Source organism: Kitasatospora sp. NPDC057738 (assembly GCF_042798815.1).
GTDB lineage: Bacteria > Actinomycetota > Actinomycetes > Streptomycetales > Streptomycetaceae > Kitasatospora > Kitasatospora lactacystinica.
This window is the reverse complement of sequence record NZ_JBHVJT010000018.1, coordinates 1-19,146: the sequence shown is the minus strand read 5'-3', so window position 1 is coordinate 19,146 and position 19,146 is coordinate 1. Positions and strand designations below refer to the sequence as shown.

At 72.3% G+C, this 19,146-nt stretch carries 19 protein-coding genes; 9 read left to right on the top strand and 10 right to left on the bottom strand.

The features are described from left to right. Positions 1-74 precede the first annotated feature (74 nt). On the bottom strand, positions 75-338 hold the full coding sequence (locus ACFVGO_RS12250; RefSeq protein WP_380631506.1) for a hypothetical protein: 264 nt from the start codon (positions 336-338) through the stop codon (positions 75-77). Next, positions 335-649 carry a helix-turn-helix domain-containing protein gene (locus tag ACFVGO_RS12245; protein WP_380631504.1) on the bottom strand — a complete coding sequence of 105 codons (315 nt, stop codon included), beginning with the start codon at positions 647-649 and terminating at the stop codon, positions 335-337. Before ACFVGO_RS12245 ends, ACFVGO_RS12250 begins: the two co-directional genes overlap by 4 nt. Before the next feature lie 82 nt (positions 650-731). Here ACFVGO_RS12245 and ACFVGO_RS12240 point away from each other — a divergent pair, with 82 nt between their 5' ends. The 3 genes from ACFVGO_RS12240 to ACFVGO_RS12230 all read left to right on the top strand — a co-directional run bounded on the left by ACFVGO_RS12240 (position 732) and on the right by ACFVGO_RS12230 (position 2,901). Continuing rightward, entirely contained in the window at positions 732-1,253 is a 522-nt protein-coding gene (locus tag ACFVGO_RS12240; protein WP_380631502.1) for a helix-turn-helix transcriptional regulator, read from the top strand. A 111-nt stretch (positions 1,254-1,364) separates the two neighbouring features. Next, on the top strand, positions 1,365-1,556 hold the full coding sequence (locus ACFVGO_RS12235; protein ID WP_380631500.1) for a hypothetical protein: 192 nt from the start codon (positions 1,365-1,367) through the stop codon (positions 1,554-1,556). A gap of 70 nt (positions 1,557-1,626) precedes the next feature. Beyond that, on the top strand, positions 1,627-2,901 hold the full coding sequence (locus tag ACFVGO_RS12230; RefSeq protein WP_380631498.1) for a hypothetical protein: 1,275 nt from the start codon (positions 1,627-1,629) through the stop codon (positions 2,899-2,901). Between the two features lie 58 nt (positions 2,902-2,959). Here the strand turns inward: ACFVGO_RS12230 and ACFVGO_RS12225 are convergent, their stop codons facing one another. Further along, entirely contained in the window at positions 2,960-3,322 is a 363-nt protein-coding gene (locus ACFVGO_RS12225) for a chorismate mutase (RefSeq protein ID WP_380631496.1), read from the bottom strand. A 289-nt stretch (positions 3,323-3,611) separates the two neighbouring features. Between ACFVGO_RS12225 and ACFVGO_RS12220 the strand changes: the two genes are divergently transcribed. Both ACFVGO_RS12220 and ACFVGO_RS12215 read left to right on the top strand, forming a co-directional pair. Further along, positions 3,612-4,037, top strand: coding sequence for an OsmC family protein (locus ACFVGO_RS12220; RefSeq protein ID WP_359901838.1), 426 nt, complete (start codon positions 3,612-3,614; stop codon positions 4,035-4,037). Positions 4,038-4,523: 486 nt separating this feature from the next. Then, the gene (locus ACFVGO_RS12215) at positions 4,524-6,644 is read left to right on the top strand and encodes a putative bifunctional diguanylate cyclase/phosphodiesterase (RefSeq protein ID WP_380631493.1); all 2,121 of its coding nucleotides are present in this window, start codon (positions 4,524-4,526) and stop codon (positions 6,642-6,644) included. A 125-nt stretch (positions 6,645-6,769) separates the two neighbouring features. Here the strand turns inward: ACFVGO_RS12215 and ACFVGO_RS12210 are convergent, their stop codons facing one another. After that, positions 6,770-7,897, bottom strand: coding sequence for an LLM class flavin-dependent oxidoreductase (locus tag ACFVGO_RS12210; RefSeq protein WP_380631491.1), 1,128 nt, complete (start codon positions 7,895-7,897; stop codon positions 6,770-6,772). Positions 7,898-8,526: 629 nt separating this feature from the next. Here ACFVGO_RS12210 and ACFVGO_RS12205 point away from each other — a divergent pair. Further along, entirely contained in the window at positions 8,527-9,114 is a 588-nt protein-coding gene (locus tag ACFVGO_RS12205; protein WP_359901955.1) for a VTT domain-containing protein, read from the top strand. 496 nt (positions 9,115-9,610) lie between these two features. Further along, on the top strand, positions 9,611-10,885 hold the full coding sequence (locus tag ACFVGO_RS12200) for a hypothetical protein (RefSeq protein WP_359901847.1): 1,275 nt from the start codon (positions 9,611-9,613) through the stop codon (positions 10,883-10,885). Positions 10,886-11,043: 158 nt separating this feature from the next. On the opposite strand, the gene ACFVGO_RS12195 is transcribed toward ACFVGO_RS12200, so the two are convergent. The 6 genes from ACFVGO_RS12195 to ACFVGO_RS12170 form a co-directional block, all read right to left on the bottom strand. Next, positions 11,044-11,949: an alpha/beta fold hydrolase gene (locus ACFVGO_RS12195; RefSeq protein WP_380351474.1), complete on the bottom strand. Its 906-nt coding sequence runs from the start codon at positions 11,947-11,949 to the stop codon at positions 11,044-11,046. Next, on the bottom strand, positions 11,946-13,073 hold the full coding sequence (locus ACFVGO_RS12190) for a branched-chain amino acid ABC transporter permease (RefSeq protein WP_380631713.1): 1,128 nt from the start codon (positions 13,071-13,073) through the stop codon (positions 11,946-11,948). The genes ACFVGO_RS12195 and ACFVGO_RS12190 overlap by 4 nt, the downstream gene beginning before the upstream one ends. Before the next feature lie 209 nt (positions 13,074-13,282). After that, positions 13,283-14,149 (bottom strand): branched-chain amino acid ABC transporter permease, encoded by an 867-nt coding sequence (locus ACFVGO_RS12185; RefSeq protein ID WP_359901855.1) that lies wholly within the window; start codon positions 14,147-14,149, stop codon positions 13,283-13,285. Next, positions 14,149-14,913, bottom strand: a complete 765-nt coding sequence (locus tag ACFVGO_RS12180; protein WP_359901957.1) for an ABC transporter ATP-binding protein — start codon at positions 14,911-14,913, stop codon at positions 14,149-14,151. The genes ACFVGO_RS12185 and ACFVGO_RS12180 overlap by 1 nt, the downstream gene beginning before the upstream one ends. 95 nt (positions 14,914-15,008) lie before the next feature. Further along, a complete protein-coding gene (locus ACFVGO_RS12175; RefSeq protein ID WP_380631488.1) occupies positions 15,009-15,839 on the bottom strand; it encodes an ABC transporter ATP-binding protein in 831 nt (276 codons plus the stop codon). A gap of 5 nt (positions 15,840-15,844) precedes the next feature. Further along, positions 15,845-17,116 carry a substrate-binding domain-containing protein gene (locus tag ACFVGO_RS12170; RefSeq protein ID WP_359901860.1) on the bottom strand — a complete coding sequence of 424 codons (1,272 nt, stop codon included), beginning with the start codon at positions 17,114-17,116 and terminating at the stop codon, positions 15,845-15,847. Between the two features lie 485 nt (positions 17,117-17,601). Here ACFVGO_RS12170 and ACFVGO_RS12165 point away from each other — a divergent pair, with 485 nt between their 5' ends. Further along, entirely contained in the window at positions 17,602-18,363 is a 762-nt protein-coding gene (locus ACFVGO_RS12165) for a CoA transferase subunit A (protein WP_359901863.1), read from the top strand. Positions 18,364-18,367: 4 nt separating this feature from the next. Further along, positions 18,368-19,093 (top strand): 3-oxoacid CoA-transferase subunit B, encoded by a 726-nt coding sequence (locus ACFVGO_RS12160; RefSeq protein WP_380631485.1) that lies wholly within the window; start codon positions 18,368-18,370, stop codon positions 19,091-19,093. Positions 19,094-19,146: the final 53 nt, after the last annotated feature.

Genomic DNA, 19,146 nt, shown 5'->3' with positions numbered 1-19,146 from the left:
GTTTGACGCACGGGTGGGCCAAGGGCTCTCGTACGGGCGGCATCCCGACGGGGGCCCGACCCATGTCTGAGGGGTCAGGCGGCGCGACGACGGCCGCGGGTGGCCGGGTCGACGGCCGAGGCCTCCTGGATGGCCTTGATGTCGGCCAGCCGGAATCGGATTTTGCGGTTCACCGTGATGTGCGGGATGCGCTTCTGGTTTGCGGCGATCTTGAGCGTGCGAACGGTGTAGGGCAGGAGCCCCTTCTCGATGACCTGCTCGGCGGTGTAGAGCCGGAGACGCTCCTCGGCCGTGAACTCGGTGGCGAGGGTGGAGTGCGCGACCTTCTTCGTGGTCACGGCTGTTCCTCTCGATTAAGAGCGGCCACGGGGACGGACAGGGCAGCGGCTATCGCGCGGATCGTCTCCTCGCTCGCCCCAGCCAGCCCGCGTTCCACTCGGGACAGATGACTGCGGTCACGCCCAGTCCGCAAAGCAAGCTCTCTGAGGCTTACATTGCAAGCAGTCCGGAAGGCTCTGATTGCGGATCCGTTCGGCGTCACGAGAGAAGACAACCACGGGAGAGCTTGCTTTGCAAGCAGTCTCGGCGCACTTTCGATGCACTTTGAGGCATGCAATGCATGCCATGCCGGGGGCGCGCGGCCCGCCATGCAACCCAAGCCAGCCTTAAATGCAGGTCAAACGGCCGGATCCGAGCTCTGCGGTTGCATGAGGATGCGGCATGATGTGCCCATGGACAGAGACTGGGCTCGCCTTTCAAGCGCGATCGCCGCCGCGCGAGACGACCTCGAGCTAACGCAGCCCCAGCTTGCGCAGGAGCTGGGTGTCGGGCGGTCGGCGGTCCAGAAGATGGAAAGCGGCCATCGCTACTCCAAGATCACGCCACTGCACCGAGCGGCCGCTCGTCGGTTCGGCTGGACCGAGGACAGCGTCGAGGCTGTACTGGCCGGCGGCGCCCCGATCGTTCGCGGAGGGCATGGCGATGTCCCGCCAGGAACTGACATCGAAGACACCGAGGTTGACGAACTTCTCGACAGTCTGACCGGACGAGTGAAGGCAGCCCTGCTTGGCGGCCGCGTTGCCGATGCCACAGCAGTCACGCTCAGCTCGCCCGACGACGGTGACGTGGTGATCATCTGGAAGGAGGGCGAAGGAAGGGACCTCACGCCCGAAGAGCGGCGCGAGCTGGAGAAGAAGTGGAGCCGGCTTCAGCGGGCTGCCCACGAGATCTTCTCCGAGGACGACACGCAGTAAGTCGACAATCACACGACACACTGCGAAACCCCTGCGCATATGCCAAACGTGTGTAAAGATTCCGCTACCTGAGTGAGGGGGGTCACCCAACACAGGTAGGGGGGCCGCCCCATGCGGATGCGGATCGAGCGCGTGACGGACTTCGTCCCCCACGACGGCCTAGTGGTCGTCCGACGGAAGGCCGGCGTGCTGATGGTCGAACTGAATGCCCAGCGCCTCACCGAGGCCCAGGCACTCAAGCTCGATCAGTGGCTCCGTAAGGACCCGGACCTCCTGCGGGCAATCTGCGACGCCGACGTGTAGTGGCACACCTTGGCACGGCGGGGCTTCGCGGAACGGCAGGCCCCGCCTGCCAGGACAAGAGGGGTGCCCCTTGGCGTACGCCGAGAAAGTGTTCAAGGTCCGCGACGGGAAGAAGACTACGTCCTATACGTGGCGCGCCCGCTACAAGAAGCCGGACGGAACCTGGGGCTCTGAGCCTGGTTTCGCCACCAAAAAGACGGCCGAGGACTGGGGCGACGAGCAGGAAGCCGCCATCCGCTCCGGCACCTGGGTGGACCCGGAACTCGCCCGCGGGAAGCTTGGCACGTGGGTGAAGCTCTGGCTCGAGGCCCAGGGCGACTCCCCTCGGGGCCGCACCACCATGAACCGCCGCGAGCTACTGGCCAACCACATCCTCCCCCAATGGGAACACACCCCGCTTATCGCGTTCACCTGGTTCGACGTCGAGACGTGGGCCCGGAACCGAAGCAGGTCGTATGCCGAGAGCACCGTACGCGCGGCCGTCGGCCTGCTGTCTCAGATCCTCACGGGCGCCGTGGACGCGAAGCGTCTCACCGTGAACCCGCTGTACAACCGCCGCCTGACCGGACTTCGGGTCGAGGTCAAGCAAGCCGACACCCAGCAGGAAGAGGACGAGGAGGAGATTCCGCGGCCCGAGGTGGTGCTGGAGGCTGCCCGCCGAATGGGACCCTGGAACGGCCTCAAAATCGTCACCGAAGGGTGGACCGGCGTCCGGTACGAGGAGTCATGCGGCCTGCACAGGCGCAACACCCTGCTGATCCGCAGACAGCGGTACGACGGCGGCGTCTTCGAGTGCCCGATCATCCGAATCGACAAGGAAGAGGGCGTCTGGGCCGAGTACTACGTCTACGACGCCGACGGCAAGCGGTCGACCTTTCGAGGCTTCGAGCCTCCGAAGAACCCGCAGAGCGCGCGCGACGTGGACGTGCCGCCCTTCCTCGCCGCCCTTCTCGCGGACCGTAAGCACACGTCGCCCCACGACATCATGTTCTGCACCCCGACCGGGAAGATGTGGTGGAGGTCGACCTGGCACACTGCCCTCCGGCCGGCGGCCGACGGTCGGGAGGAACGCCCCCGCGGTCGAGGCGGGCCGCCGCAGGAGGCGTGGGAGCCGCTTTTCCCTGGGCTCACCTCCCGAACGCTGCGGAAGTTCCACGACAGCCTTCAGGCCGAGCTTGAGGTTCCGGAGGTTTTGGCGCACGAACAGATGGGTCACAAGTATCGTGGGATCAAGGGCGTCTACCGGCGGCCGACCCCGGCGATGCGGCAGCGGCGCCTGGAAGGCCTTGAGGCGACGTTCCAACGTGCGATGGCCAACCTCGGCTGGAAGAGCATCTGGGAGTGATCTGGAGTTGATCTCCTGAATCTCCCCCAAATGATCTTCCAAGGCACCTAACGGCCCGTCAGTCGGATGCATTCCGGCTGGTCACAGCGGCACTCGCAATCTGCTCGTGATGCCTGATCACTTCAGCGATGATGAAGTTCAGGAACTTCTCGGCGAAGACCGGGTCCAGCTTCGCCCCCGCCGCCAGCTCCCGCAGGCGCTTGATCTGGTCCCGCTCGCGCGCCGGGTCGGCCGGCGGCAGCTTGTGCTCGGCCTTGAGCCGGCCGACCCGCTGGGTCGCCTTGAAGCGCTCGGCCAGCATGTGGACCACCGCGGCGTCGATGTTGTCGATGCTCTCGCGCAGGCCGGTCAGCTCGGCCCGTACGGCGTCGTCGATCCCCTCGGTCAGGCCGGCGTCGGGGGTCGTGGAGTGGTCCGTCATCGGGGCGGCTCCCGGTGTCTGCAGTGGGCGCCCGACCGTACGGCGGCCGGGCTCGGGCCCGGGCAAATCTAACAGGGCCCCCGCTCCGGCCCCGCACCGTCGGACGGAACCGTCCACGATCCGGACGGCGGGCCGGACCGGACGGTGAGCCGGGCCGGACGGCGGGCCGGTGCTCCGCCCGACCCCGGCGGCGTGACGCACCGGGCCGGGACGGCTCTGCCCGTAGGCTGGGGCGTGCATGACCGGACGTGACCGTTCGAACACTCCCTCAGTACTGGAGGAACCGATCGTGGCAACCACCCGCACCGCCACCACCGCGTGGGAGGGCAACCTCCTCGACGGAAAGGGGTTGGTGACCTTCGCCTCCTCCGGGATCGGCGAGTACCCCGTCTCCTGGCCGTCCCGCGCCGAGGCCCCCAACGGCAAAACCAGCCCGGAGGAGCTCATCGCAGCCGCCCACTCCGCGTGCTTCTCGATGGCCCTCTCGCACGGCCTGGCCGGTGCCGGCACCCCGCCGACCAAGCTGGACACCCGGGCCGACGTGACGTTCCAGCCCGGCACGGGCATCACCGGCATCCACCTGACCGTCGTCGGCGAGGTCCCCGGGCTGGACGAGGCCGGCTTCGTGAAGGCCGCCGAGGACGCCAAGGCCAACTGCCCGGTCAGCCAGGCCCTGACCGGCACCACCATCACCCTCACGGCCTCGCTGGCCTGAGCCCGCCCGTCTTCGCTCTTCTTCCTTTCCGCCCTCTTCTCTCTTCCGCCCTCTCTTCTCTCTTCCGCCCTCTCTTCTCTCTTCCGCCCTCTTCTCCATCACCTCCGACAGCCCCTTCCGCCCCCGGGCTCCCGGCCCGCTCCGCTCCGCATCCGGCGCGCGACCGGCGCCCAAGGGCGCGGCTTCGGCGCACGCGCCCCTGGCGCACATCATGTGATGTGCACCGGGGGCGTCCGCACGTACCGCCATTCATGATCACAAAGCGGGCGAATCACCCTGGCGGCGGTCACCGCGTGTTGTCGTCGCGGCCTATGATCGGCCGCAGCGCCCTGTCCTTCAGGCGGGTCCCCGCGCGCCGGCGCCCCACGACGGGCAGCCCCCGCAGCGGCCGACTCCGAGGACCACGACAGAGTGCGGAGCCGACCGCCGGGTCCCGACCGGCCGGCCGGACCATCGTCAAGCGTCAGCAGCGGACGGGAGCATGCCGTGCCGGGCCGGAACGAGGGGGCCGACGCACACCACCCGGGCGTGCGGCACGAGGAATCACCGCGCCACCGCCACCTCGCCTCGCCGGTCCTGGAACCGGCCGCCGGCACCGGCGGACCGGCCACCGCCCCCGCCCCCGCCGCGGGAACCACCACCGCCCCCGCCGCGGGAGCCACCACGGCCCTCGGCGCCTGCGGGACGCTCGCGGAGCCGGAGCTGCTGCTCTGCCCCACCTGCTCGGCCCCGCTCACCGACGACGCCCACCGGGACCGGGGGCTCGCCGGCGGCAGCGGCCGGGCGGCCGAGGGCAGCGACCGGGAGGGCGCCGGCACCGACCGGCTGCTGGCGGCACTGCGGGCCAGCGAGTCCCGGTTCCGGGCCGCCTTCTGCGACGCCGTCATCGGCATGGCCCTGATCGACGCCGAGGACCGGATCATCGAGGTCAACCCGGCCTTCGCCACGCTGATCGGACGGGGCGTCGGCGAACTGGCCCGCACCCACCTGCACGAGATCATCGACCCGGAGGGCATGCCGGACCGGCTCTTCCCCGAGCTCGTCCACGGGGAGCGGGAACGGTTCCGCGTGGAGAAGCAGCTCAAGCACCGCGAGGGCCACACCGTCTGGAGCAAGGTCACCGTCTCGCTGATCCGGGACGGCGCCGGCGATCCGCTCTACACCCTCGCCCTGGTGGAGGACATCACCGAGCAGCGGCGGCTCGGCGACCGGCTGGAGTACCAGGCCCTGCACGACCCGCTGACCCGGCTGCCCAACCGGGCCTACTTCTTCGAGCGGCTCGACGCCGCCTGCCTCGCGCCGGACGACCGGCCGGGCCCGGCCGAGGCCGCGGACGAACGCCGGGTGGGGGTCTGCTACCTGGACCTCGACGGCTTCGCGGCGATCAACGAGGCGCTCGGCCACCACATCGGCGACCAGCTGCTGATCGCCGTCGCCACCCGGTTGCGGCGCGGGTTCGACGGGCGGGACACCCACCTGGTGGCCCGGATGGGCGGCGACGAGTTCGCCGTCCTGGTCACCGACAGCCTGGGCAGCGAGCAGCTGACCGAGCTGGCCGCCCGGATCCTGGAGGTGCTGGAACGTCCCTTCGACGTCTCCGGGCACCGACTGGTGATCACCGCCAGCGTGGGCGTGGTCGAGCGGTCCGTGCACGAGACCACCCCGACCGACCTGGTCAAGGACGCCGACGCCACGCTCTACTGGTCCAAGGCCGACGGCCGCGCCCGCTGGACCCTCTACGACCCGGACCGCGGCGCCCACCAGCTCACCCGGCAGCTGCTCGCCACCGCACTGCGCCCGGCCCTGGAGCGCCGTGAGTTCACCATCGAGTACCAGCCGCTGGTCGGCCTGGCCGACGGTGCGGTGCACGGCGCGGAGGCGCTGGTCCGCTGGCGCCACCCCCGCTACGGGACGCTCTCCCCGGACCGCTTCATCCCGCTCGCCGAGGAGACCGGCGCGATCGTGCCGCTCGGGACCTGGGTGCTGGAGGAGTCCTGCCGACAGGCCCGGCAGTGGCTCACCGAGTTCCCCGACACCGAGACCTTCGTGAGCGTCAACCTGGCCGCCCGCCAGATCTGGGACTCCGACATCGTCGCCGACGTCGCCCGGGCGCTCGAACGCACCGGCCTGCCGGCCCGGCTCCTCCAGCTGGAGATCACCGAGAGCGCCCTGCTCGGCCCCGGCGGCCGCCCGCTCCAGGCCCTCCAGGCGCTCGCGGACATGGGCGTGCGGATCGCGATCGACGACTTCGGCACCGGCTACTCCAACCTGGCCTACCTCTCCAGGCTGCCGGTGCACGTGCTCAAGCTCGACGGCACCTTCATCGAGGGCTTCCGCGAGCCCGCCCCGACGGACCGTCCGGGCCGCCCGGAGCTCCGCTCCCGGCGCAGCGACGCGGACGAGCAGATCGTCGGCGCGATGGTGCAGCTCGCCCACACCCTCGGCCTGACCGTCACCGCGGAGGGCATCGAGAGCGCCGCCCAGGCCGAGCGCCTGCGGCTGACCGGCTGCGACACCGCCCAGGGCTGGTACTTTGCCCGCCCCGGCGAGGCCGAGCTGGTCGCGGCCATACTCCGCGAGGGCCGCCCCGCCCTGAACGGCCGGTAGCCGCAGGACGGGCGGGCGACCGGCGGGCGCTGCGGGGCGGAACGGCCGGGCCCGGCCGCCGCGGTGGAGGTGGCGGACGCGGCGGACGGTGGGCCGTCGGTCCGGGTGCCGTCAGGCCGTCGAGGTCACGCCGCCGCCGTCAGGCCGTAGGCCTCGGCGATCAGGCCGTACGAGCGGAGCCGGGCCTCGTGGCCGTGGATGTGCGAGGTCACCATCAGCTCGTCCACGCCGGTCCGCTTGCGCAGCGCCTCCAGCCCGTCGGCGACCCGGCCCGGGTCGCCGAGCACGACGTTGTCGAGCCAGCTGTCGATGAAGTCGGCCTCGACCGGGCTGTACGGGTAGTCCTCGGCCTCCTCCGGGGTGGGGATCGGGCCGGGGTTGCCGCGTCGCAGGCGGAGCATGCCGAGGGCCGCGGAGCGGGCGAGTCGCCGGGCCGAGGGCTCGTCGTCGGCGGCGACCGCGCTCACGCCGATCAGCGCGTACGGCTCGGCGAGCACGGCGGAGGGGCGGAAGGACGAGCGGTAGAGGTCCAGCGCCGGGACGGTGTTGGCGCTGCTGAAGTGGTGGGCGAAGGCGAACGGGAGGCCGAGGCGGCCCGCCAGCTGGGCGCTGAAGCCGGAGGAGCCGAGCAGCCAGACCGGCGGTCGGCCCTCGCCCCGGGGGACGGCGGTCAGCCGGGCGTACGGGTGGCCGTCCGGGAAGTCGCCGTCGAGGAAGTGGGTCAGCTCGGCGAGCTGCTGCGGGAAGTCGTCCGCGCCTTCGGCGAGGCCGCGGCGCAGCGCCCGGGCGGTGGCCGGGTCGGTGCCGGGGGCGCGGCCGAGTCCGAGGTCGATCCGCCCCGGGTGCAGGGCCTCCAGCAGGCCGAACTGCTCGGCGACGGCCAGCGGGGCGTGGTTGGGGAGCATGACGCCGCCGGAGCCCAGCCGCAGCGTCGTGGTGTTGGCCCCGAGGTGGGCGAGCAGGACGGCCGGGGTGGAGCTGGCCACTCCGGGCATGCCGTGGTGCTCGGCCACCCAGAAGCGGTGGTAGCCCCATTGCTCGGCCCGGCGGGCCAGTTCGGTGGTGGCGGCGAGGGCCTCGGCGGGCGTGTGGCCGACGCCGACGGTGGCGAGGTCGAGGATCGAGAGCGGCGCGGGCGCCGTCCCGCGGGCGGTGCCGCGGATCGCCGCGCCGGCCGCCGGTCCGGCCGCCGATCCGGTCTCCGGTCCGGTCTCCGGTCCGGTCCCGTGCTCCTGGTGGTCCTCGGTGGTCATCCCGTCCGCCCTTCTGGCCGCCGTCCTCGGGCCGGCCGTCGTGGGTGACCGCGCGGTCCCGGATGGCCCGCCGGTCGCTGTCGCCGAGGGGGGTCAACCACGGCCGGGGCCTCGCTGTTCCCGCCTCCGGAGTGTCGTCCGGCCACGGTCCAAGCGGGTTTCGGCCATTTCGCGCGGAAGTCGACCGACCGTTCGGCTGACGCAGAGCCAGCGGGCGAACACGGCTGGCGACTTCCCGCCAGCGCCGGAAGTCGCCAGCGCCAGGACTCGCGACCGGGGGCCGGCGTCCGGCAGGCTGGGGCCGGGAGCGGGTCGCCGGAGCGGGATCCGCACTCCACCAGCAAGATCGTCGGGCTGGACCAGCACCGGACGATCACTGCGAGCCCTCGGCGCGGCACCCCGCCCCGGGGGCTCGTTCGGTTTCGGCGACGGTCCGCCCCCCGGGCGCCCCGACCCCCGGACCGGCCCGGACGCGTCGTTTCCCGCCCCGGGGCGCGGCCGGAATCAGCGACCGTGACCCATGCCATACCGGGGTGCTTCATGGCATGAAAAGTCGAGGCGCTAGCGTTGACCCCTGCAGCCACCTGCTCCCTCGGGAGGCGTGGAGGGAGTAAAGGGCCTTGAACTTCGTGGCGGCGACCGGATCCTCGTGGATCTGCGCGCTGGCGCTCGTCGCCGTGCTCGGGGACGCCCTCCTTCCGTTCATCCCCAGCGGGACGCTGGTCATCCTGGCCGTGCTCAAGACCGCGCAGATCGACGGTGCGCCCCTGATGCTCGGGCTGGGCGTGGCGGTGGCCTCCTTCCTGGGCGACCTGCTGCTGCTCAACCTGGCCCGGCGCGGCGCCCCGGTGCTGCACCGCCGGCTCGCCCGGCGCCCCAAACTGGCGGCCAGCGTGGCCCGGGTCCAGGAAGCCCTGATCGAACGACCCCACGGGGCGGCCGCCGCGATGGTGGTGGTCGCGCGGTTCGTCCCGGCCGGGCGGACCGTCCTCGACCTGGCCATCGGCCACTCCCCCGCCCATCCGCACCGGTTCCTGCACTGGTCGGCACTGGCGGCGCTGGTCTGGGCCGCCTACATCGTGACGCTGGGCTGGCTGAACAGCCACTGGTTCAACACCGCCTGGCTGAGCCTCGTGGTCTCCTGCGCGGCGGCCACCGCCATCAGCACCGCGATCGCGCGCATGGTGCGCCGCACCCGGCGGCTCGCCGCACTCTGACGGTCCGCCCGGCGACCGCTCCCGGCCACCCCTCCGCCCCTTGCGACGGTCCCGCCGCGGCGGACCCCTTCCTTGTGGTTCCGCGCGGCTTCCGTGATCCCACCGGGGCCGGCACACCTCTTTCCGCACGCCCGCCCGGGCCGGCCCTCCCCCTGGCGGGCTTCGGGCCGCCCGCCCCGGCAAGGGGCAAAAGTTTTCCCAAAAGGGCGACCAATCGGGCCCAACGACGACGAACCCCGGCGGCGGGCCGACCGGCCGGCGGTAGCGTACTGACCGGGCCGCACGGGGTGGGAAGCGTCACAGGACGGCAACAGTCGGCGCATCCCCGCAGCCCAGCCGGATGCGCCAGGCGTGTTGGGAGTCGTCAGCGCTCGGCGACCTTGGAAGCCGCCGCGGCGACATGACATGCTAACGGCGGAATATTCATCAATTGCCCGATTTGACCGGTGCGGCTGCGGGCCGCCCTCACCACCGGCATCGGCACCCAGGGGAGACCATGACCAGCATCTCGCGCAGGACGGTGCTCAGTGCAACCGCCGCGACCGCGGCCCTCGGCGCGGTCGCGGCCTGCTCCAGCGGCGGATCCGGCTCGGGACAAGGCGCCACCTCCCCCGGCCCCGGCGGTACCGGAACCGCCCAGGGCGGCGGCCCCGACCCCCAGGCGGCGGTGCCCAAGGGCACCCCGATCGGCGACGGTTCCAACGCGGACACCGGACCGCAGCCGAACCAGCCCAAGCCCGAGAAGCTCAAGCCGGGCGAGCGGCCGCCGCAGTTCGTGGTCTTCTCCTGGGACGGCGCCGGCGGCACCGAGGACGGCCAGTTCCCCCGCTTCCTGAAGCTGGCGGAGCAGCACAAGGCCACCATGACCTTCTTCCTCTCGGGCATCTACGCCCTCCCCAAGGGCAAGGCCGACCTGTACCACCCGCCGAAGCACTCGGTCGGCGCCTCCGACATCCCGTACCTGTCGGACGGCGCGGTGAAGAGCACGCTCAAGCTCATCAGCCAGGCCTGGCTGGCCGGGCACGAGATCGGCACCCACTTCAACGGGCACTTCTGCTCCAGCCGTCCGGACAAGAACGGGGTCAACATGTGGACCCCCGAGGACTGGCAGAGCGAGATCGACCAGGCGATCGGCTTCGTCACCCAGTGGCGGACCAACACCGGCTTCACCGACGTCGACCCGCTCCCCTTCGACTACAAGAAGGAGCTCATCGGCGGCCGCACCCCGTGCCTGGAGGGCCAGAAGGCGCTGCTGCCGACCATCGCCAAGCTGGGCTGGAAGTACGACGCCAGTTCCTCGGGCGGCTTGCAAATATGGCCGCAGAAGGTGCAGGACGGCAAGGTCTGGGACTTCCCGCTGCAGTCCATCCCGTTCCCCGGGCACACCTTCCAGGTGCTGTCGATGGACTACAACATCCTGGCCAACCAGTCCAGCGGCAGCACCAAGGGCGACCCGGCCAAGTACGGCGACTGGCGCACCCAGGCCACCAACTCCTACCTGGCGGGCTTCGAGCGCGCGTACAACAGCAACCGCGCGCCGTTCTTCATCGGCAACCACTTCGAGCAGTGGAACGGCGGCATCTACATGGACGCCGTCGAGGAGACCCTCAAGACCGTCGCGGGCAAGCCCGACGTCCGACTGGTCTCCTTCAAGCAGTTGGTCGAGTGGCTGGAGGTGCAGGACCAGTCCACCCTGCGCAAGCTGCGCTCGCTCAACGTCGGCCAGGCGCCGGCGGGCGGCTGGGAGAGCTTCCTCGGCACGGCGGGCTGACGCGCCGAGGCGTGCAGGAGCGGGCCACCGGGACCGGCCGGCGGGGGTCGGATCCCTCGCCGGCCGCTGTCGTTCCGGCCGTTGGCGTGCCGGCCGCTGGTGTTCCGCCGTTGGCGTGCCGGTCGCTGGTGTTCCGACCCGCTCCCGAGCCCGGCCGGCTACTCGGCGGCGAGGGCGTCCGCGAGCAGGATCCGGACGATGCGGTCCGCCCCGGCCCCGCCCCAGAGGATCGAGTAGTGGTTGGTGCCGGGTACCGGTGCGGCGGGCACCCGCTCCGTGTCCAGCCGGGCCAGTTCGAGCCGCGCGTGGTCGTAGAGGCCCTGCGGCTCGTCGAGCAGGCCGCGCTCGGCCCAGAGCAGGTCGGCCGGGCAGGGCAGCCGGTGCACGGCGCCGGCCGCTTCCTCGTCCAGCAGGACCTGGGCGCCGTCGACCTGTACGGCCTCCAGCACGCAGGAGGAGCGCAGTTCGGGCTCCGTGCCGACGAGGTCGCGCTGGGTGTAGGCGTCGATCCCCTCGGTCCACTCGCCGGCGAAGGCTGGGTGCCCGCGCCAGAACTCCCGGTAGGCGTCCCGGTCCGGGAAGGTCGTGGACAGCCGGGCCAGCGCGGGGCCGAGCACCGCGGCCAGGGCGTCCTCCTCCCGGATGCCCTGCGGCAGCGGGAAGGTCACCGCTCCGTCGACCAGCAGGACGCGGCGGACCAGGCCGGGGTGCCGGACGGCGGCCAGGGCGGTGACCCAGGCCCCCATCGAGTGGCCGACCACCGTGACGGGCCCCGGGCCGAGGGCGCCGATCAGCGCGGCCACGTCGTCGGCGTGCCGGGCCAGCCCGTACGGTCCGGCGACCGAGCGGCTGGCGCCGCGGCCCCGCAGGTCGGGCGCGAGCAGGGTGACCCGGCCGGCGAGCCGGCGGGCGACCTCGTACCAGGCGAGGCCGTTGGCGGTGATGCCGTGCACCGCCACGATCGTGGGGGCCCGCGGGTCGTCTGCGGGCCAGCGCAGGACGGCCAGGTCCCCACCGGGCACGGGGACGGTCAACTCCTCGGGCTTCAGCGGCGACTGGCTCACGCGGGGGTACCTCCGGTGGGGTGGGCGGTTCCGAGACCGGCCGGCACCGAGGCGGAGCGGGCGGACCGGGCGGTGCGGATGCGGGCAGGCAGTCTAGCCAGGCCGCCGGGCAGCAGGTAGACCACGGCGACGAACAGGGCGCCCAGCAGGAACAGGGGTTGGGAGAGCGGAACCCGCAGCACCGCCGGCAGGTCGGCGACGGTCGAGGAGTTGGCGAGGTCGCCGAGCCGGTGGCTCGCCCAGGTGTACAGGACACCGCCGAGCAGCGGTCCCCAGCGGGTGCCGGAGCCGCCGAGGACGACCATCACCAGGAGCGCGAGCGTGGCGTCCGAGGTGGCGGCCTGCGGGGTGGCGCCACCGGTCAGCAGCAGGTAGACCACCCCGCCCAGCCCGGCGAGCCCGCCGGCGAGCACGAAGGCGACCAGCTTGTAGCCGTAGGGCCGCAGTCCGAGCACCTCGACCCGGCGCTCGTTCTCCTTGATGCCCTCCCAGACCCGGCCCATCGGCGACTTGACGGCCCAGTGGACCGCGGCGACGGTCAGCACCAGGTAGCCGACGGCGATCCAGTACAGGTTGGCGGTGTTCTCGATCCCGAGCAGGCCGGCGGGCAGCAGGTCGGCCGGAGCGGATCGGCCCTCCTCGCCGCCGGTGACCCCGCCGGGGTTGCGCTGGACGAGGATCGAGCCGGCCTGGGCGAAGGCGAGGGTGACCATGGAGAACCCGATGCCCGTGACGCGCAGGCTGACCGAGCCGAGCAGCAGGGCCAGCAGCACGGAGCAGGCGACGCCGAACAGCGCGGCGGCGGCGAACGGCAGTCGCAGCTCCAGCATGCCGAGATCGGTGGCGTACAGGCCGGTCGCGAAGTAGAGCGCGTGGCCGAAGGAGAGCAGGCCGGTCCGACCGAGCAGGAGGTCGTAACCGGTGGCGAGGGCCCCGTAGAGCAGGCACAGGGCGAGCAGTTGGAGGCTGCCGGGGCTGCCGAGCGGGCCGTCGAGCAGTCCCGGGACGGGAAGCGCACTGTATGGGGCGACAAGGAACGTGATCAGCAGGGCGATCGGCCACCAGCGTAGCGCTCTGTGCACGCCTGTCCAGCGGTTAGTGACTGAATCACCTGTTCGAGGGATGGCGCCGGGACCGCTCCTGTGTTCACAATGGGTCTCGGCAAGGCCGGTGTCAGTCCCCCTTGCCACAGTGGCGGTGTCGGCGGAGCTGGTGTCAGTCCCCTCTTCCGGCACGGCGGTCACGGCAGGGCCGGTGTCAGTCCCCCCTGCCGGAGCGGCGGCGCTGCGGCTCGCCGCGGGGCCACCGGTGCTCGTGATCGGTGTTTCGGCGCTCACGCGAGCCTCCCGGTGAGTCCACGGGGTCGGACGAGAAGCAGGACGGCGAGCAGGACGACGACCGAGAGGTCGCCGAGACCGGCGCCGGTGTAGTAGTTGGCGAACTGCTGGACGAGGCCGACGCCCACCGAGGCGACGGCGGCTCCGGTCACGGAGCCCATGCCACCCATGACCACGACGACGAAGGCGAAGATGAGCAGGCCGGTCCCCTGGCCGGGATTGACCGAACCGAAGTAGAGGCCGCCGAGGGCGCCGCCGAGCGCGGCGGCCGCCCCACCGAGGGCGAAGACGAGGGTGAACGCCCTCCGGACGTCGATGCCGAGCGCCGTGACCATCGCCCGGTCCTCGACGCCGGCCCGGACGATCAGCCCGTAGCGGGTGCGGGCGAGGAACAACCGAAGAGCGAGCAGCAGCAGTGCGGCGGCGGCCACCAGCACGAAGCGGTTGACCGGGACGGTCGCCCCGAGCACGTGCCAGGTGCCGGACAGCAGTTCCGGCTGGGGGAAGGGACGGGAATCCGCGCCCCAGACCCCCATCAGCAGGGCGGGTACGGCGAGCCCGACCCCGACGGTGGCGAGGATCTGGTCGCGCGGGCGGCTGTAGAGCGGCCGGATCAGGAAGAGCTCCAACAGGACGGCGGCGACCGTCCCGACCAGGGTGCCGAACGGCACCGCGAGCCAGAAGGAGAAGCCGGCCTCGGCGCCGGCCCACCAGGTGGCGTAGGCGCCGATGGAGAGCAGGGCGCCGTGCGCGAAGTTGAGCACGTCCATCAGACCGAAGATCAGCGACAGACCGGAGGCGACCAGGAAGTACAGCGCACCGAGACCGAGTCCGGTACAGGAGAGGAGGACGACGGTGTCCATCAGGGCTTCACCTCGGCGGTGAGGACGGGGGCGGCCGGGGAGGAGGCGGGCCGGGGCCCGCCGGCGAGCGGGTGGCGGGAGCCGACGCCGAGCAGGCGGCGGGCGGCTTCCTCATCGGCCAACAGCTCGGCGGTGTCGCCGCGGTGGGCGGTGCGGCCGTCGGCCAGGACGGCGCAGGTGCCGGCCAGTCGGCGGACGAGGGCGAGGTTCTGCTCGACCAGCAGGACGGGCACGGCCTCGGCCGCGCGCGCCAGCACCTCGGCCACCTCGGCGACGATCTTCGGGGCCAGGCCCTTGGTGGGCTCGTCGGCGATGATCAGCCGGTTGCGGTTGAGCAGCGTCCGGCCGATCGCCACCATCTGCTGCTGGCCGCCGGAGAGCGTCCCGGCCAACTGCCCGGCTCGCTGCTTGAGTTCGGGGAAGAGCTCGTGGACGAGTGCGTAGTCCGGTTCACCGGCGGCGCCCCCGCTCCCGGCGGCGCGCTCGGCGAGGCGGAGGTTCTCGGCGACCGTCAGGCCGGCGAAGATCCCCCGGTCCTCGGGCGCGTAGCCGATGCCGTGACGAACGACCAGATGCGTGGGAAGGGAGGAGAGCTCGGATTCGGAGAGCCGGATGCTTCCGGTGCGCGGCACCAGGCCCATGACGGCCTTGACGGTGGTGGTCTTGCCGGCACCGTTGCGACCCAGGAGCGCGGTCACTCCGGCGGGGGCCACGTCGAAGTCGACCCCGTGCAGGATGTGCAGCCCGTCGATGACCACCCGCAGATCGCGGACGGAGAGGAGGGGAACGGTGTCGGAGGACGGCGAGGAGGCGGAGTTCCCCGAAGGAGTGGGGCGCTGAGCGGAGAACGGAGAGGAGGTCACAACGCCTCACCCAGGTAGGCCTGTTGCACGGTCGGGTCGGCCATCACGGCCTCGGGAGTGTCCAGGGCGAGCAGCGTGCCGTGGTGCATCACCGCGAGCCGGTCGGCCAGGCCGAGCAGGACGTCCATGTGGTGCTCGACCATCAGGACGGTCCGGCCCAGGTCCCGGTGCACGGAACGGATCAGCTCGGTGAGGGCGGGCACCTCCTCCGCGCTGACACCGGCCATCGGCTCGTCCAGCAGGATCAGCCGGGGCTCGGAGACCAGCAGGACGGCCAGCTCCAGCTTGCGCTTCTCCCCGTGCGAGAGCGCACTGGCGAGGGTGTCGGCGCGATGGGTGAGGTCGGTGCGTTCCAGGGTGTCGGCCAACTGCTGCTCGTAGCGGTCGGCGCGGCGCCAGAGCCGGTACGACGCGCGCGGCCCGGCCGCCGCCTGGGCGGCCAGGCGGACGTGGTCGGCGACCGTCATCCCCGGCCAGAGGGAGGAGGTCTGGAAGGTGCGGCCGAGACCGCGGCGGGCCCTGGCGTGCACCGCCTCGGTGGTGACGTCCGCGCCGTCGAGGTGGAGGCTGCCGTGGGTCGCCGGGTAGATGCCCGAGATCAGGTTGAAGAGGGAGGTCTTGCCGGCGCCGTTGGGCCCGATGAAGGCGATGAACTCGCCTTCGCCGACCGAGAAGGAGACGTCCTCGACGATCGGCACGCCGCGGACGGCCCAGCCGAGCCCGTCCAGACGCAGCACCGGGGAGGAGGACGCGGAGGAACGCACGGACGAGGAGTCCTGAGCGGAGGAGGAGGCGGCGGAAGGAGTGGAGTCGGTGCGGGCGGGCATCGGGATCAGCCCGCCATCGGGGTGACCGGGGGCGCGGCCTCGTCCGCGGTCAGGGTCTTCTCCACCGAGGGCTTGGCGGCGGCACCATTGCCGGTCAGCCGCACCTGGAACATCGGCTGGAGCAGGGCGTGGTCCTCGGCGCGGACCGTGGTCTTCCCCTTGACCCCGTCGAAGCTCCAGCCCTCCAGGGCCTTGACCAGGGCCGAAGTGTCGTCGGCGGAGCCGTGGTTGGACTCGACGGCGTGCACGATCATCTGGGCGGCGGTGAAGCCGTCCGGGGTGAAGATGTCCGTCTTCCCTCCGGCGGCGGTGACGGCTTCGGTCATGGCCTTCTCCACCGGGGTGCCGGCGGCGCCGTCGAAGTAGTGGTTCAGGAAGGAGATCTTCTCGCCGGCCGGGCCGAACAGCGGGTAGGAGGCGGCCAGGTCGAGGCCGGTGACGACCTTGGTGTCGGCGAACACGTCCTGCTGGTTGAGCGCCGTCCACAGGGCCGAGGCGGTGTCGCCTGCCCAGGCGACGAACAGCAGGTCGGGCTTGGCGGTCCGGGCCTGGGTGGCGAAGGGGGTGAGGTCGGTGGCGCTCGGCGGGGCGAGCACCTGGTCGACGGTCGCACCCTCACCGCCGAGCACCGCCTTCACCGCGGCCACGTTGGCCTGGCCGAAGGCGTTGTCCTGAGCGAGCACGGTGACCTTCTTGCCCTTCGCGTCACCGACGAACGAGGCCGCGGTCTTGATGTCCTGGTAGGACTGGCGGCCGGAACGGAAGGTGTACTTGTTCAGACCGGTGGCCTTGTCCGCGGCGGCCGGCCCGCTGATGAAGAGCACCTTGTTCTGCGCGGCGATGGGGCCGACCTGGAGGGCCACCCCGGAGGCGGTGGAACCGGCCAGCACCTTGTAGCCCTTGCCGATCAGGTCCTTGGCGGCGGACACCGCCTTGGCCGGGTCGCCGGCGTCGTCCTGCTCCTCGAACTCGATCTTGTGCCCGTCGACCGCGCCGGTGCCCTTGGTCGCGTAGCTCAGGCCGGCCTTGAAGCCCTCCAGGTACTGCTTGCCGTAGGCGGCCAGCGGACCGGTCCTGGAGTACACCAGGCCGACCTTGATCGGGCCCTTGGCGCCACCGTCCGCCGCGCTCGTCCCGGCCGTTCCGGCCTTGGCGCAACCCGAGGCGAGCAGGACGCAGGCCGCGAGGGCGGCGAGCTTCCGGGCCGGGCCGCCGGTCAGGGAGTCGCCCGGACGGGCGCCGGCGGCGGTCCGGGAGGGGGCTGTCGAGCTGCGCATGGTGACCGACTCCTGAGGTGCGGCGGGGTGAATGCCGGAACCGTAGGTGTGCGGTGGGAGTGGCGACATGTGCCCAGTTGACGCATCAGCCCGTCCGGATATGGTTCCGGCCGACATACCGCCGGGCCTCCGTCGCCCTCCGGGCGCCCGGATGTGGCCTGTCGACACGACTCCTCACCCACCCATGGGGGTGGCCGCCATGGTTGCGGCGGCCCCCGCCCGGTGACGGTGGAGGGGCGCGGAGCCCGTCCGGCGGCAGCCACCCCAGCGGCGTGCCCGCCCGGTCCGGCCCAGGCAGGACCCCAGCCCGGCCTGGTACGGCCACGGGCTCCGCGCGGTTCCCGGGCCCGCCGGCCGTCCCTCCCCCGCTCCCCGTCGCCTCCTGCCCCGCTGCCCCTCCCCTGCCCCGCCGTTCCGCCCCCTCCTCTCTTCTCCCACTCCTCTCCTACGACTCCCCTCCTCCCACTCCCTCATGAGGTGATCCCTTGGACAAGGTCCTGGACTCCCCCGCCGACGCGGTCGGGGACATCCCCGACGGCGCGGTGCTGGCCGTCGGCGGCTTCGGCCTCTGCGGCATCCCGAGCACGCTGATCGGCGCCCTGGCCGACTCCGGCACCACCGGACTGCGGGTGGTGTCGAACAACTGCGGGGTGGACGACTGGGGGCTGGGCCTGCTGCTGCGGGCCGGCCGGATCGCCCGGATGACCTCCTCGTACGTCGGGGAGAACAAGGAGTTCGCCCGGCAGTACCTCTCCGGCGAGCTGGAGGTGGAGCTGACCCCTCAGGGCACGCTGGCCGAGCGGCTGCGGGCGGGTGGAGCCGGCATCCCCGCGTTCTTCACCCCGGCCGGGGTCGGCACCCAGGTCGAGGAGGGCGGGCTGCCCTGGCGCTACGCGGCCGACGGCTCGGTGGCCCTGGCGTCCCCGCCGAAGGAGGTCCGGGAGTTCGGCGGCCGCCGGTACCTGCTGGAGGAGGCGATCACGGCGGACTTCGCGCTGGTCCGGGCCGAGGTGGCGGACCGGCACGGCAACTGCGTGTTCCACGCCGCCGCCCGGAACTTCAACCCGCTCTGCGCGGCGGCGGGCCGGATCACCCTGGTCGAGGCGGACCGGATCGTCGAGCCCGGCGAGCTCCCCCCGGACGCGGTGCACCTGCCCGGGGTGTACGTCGACCGGGTGGTGGCCGCCGACCCCGAGGACCGCCGCATCGAGCGCCGCACCGTCCGCCCCGCACTCCAGGAGGCCTGACCCGATGCCCACCGAGACCGCCGCCCCCACCCCGGTACCCACCTCCGCCCGCACCTCCGCACCCGCCTCCGCGCCCGCCCTCGCGCCCGCCTCCGCCCTCGACCCGCGCAACGCCCTGGCCGCCCGCGCCGCCCGCGAGTTGCGCGACGGCCAGTACGTGAACCTGGGCATCGGCCTGCCCACCCTGATCCCCAACCACCTCCCGCCGGGCGTCGAGGTGGTGCTGCACTCGGAGAACGGCATCCTCGGCGTCGGCCCGTACCCGGAGGAGGGCGCCGAGCACGCCGACCTGATCAACGCCGGGAAGGAGACGGTGACGGTCGCCCCCGGCGCCTCGTACTTCGACTCCGCCTTCTCCTTCGGCATGATCCGGGCCGGGCGGATCGACGTCTCGGTGCTCGGCGCGATGCAGGTGTCGGCCACCGGGGACCTCGCCAACTGGATGATCCCCGGCAAGATGGTCAAGGGCATGGGCGGCGCGATGGACCTGGTGCACGGGGCCCGCCGGCTGATCGTGGTGATGGAGCACACCGCCCGGGACGGCTCCCCGAAAATCGTCGACGAGCTGTCACTTCCGGCGACCGGTCGCGGAGTCGTGGACCGGATCGTCACCGACCTCGCGGTGATCGACGTGACCCCGGAGGGGCTGCGGGTGGTGGAGACGGCGCCGGGCGTGGACTTCGCGGAGGTCCGGGCCGCGACCGGCGCCGCCCTGCTGCCCCCGCGCTGACCGGCCCGACCCCCGGGCGCAACGGCCGGATCGCCCGTGGGGCGGTCCGGCCG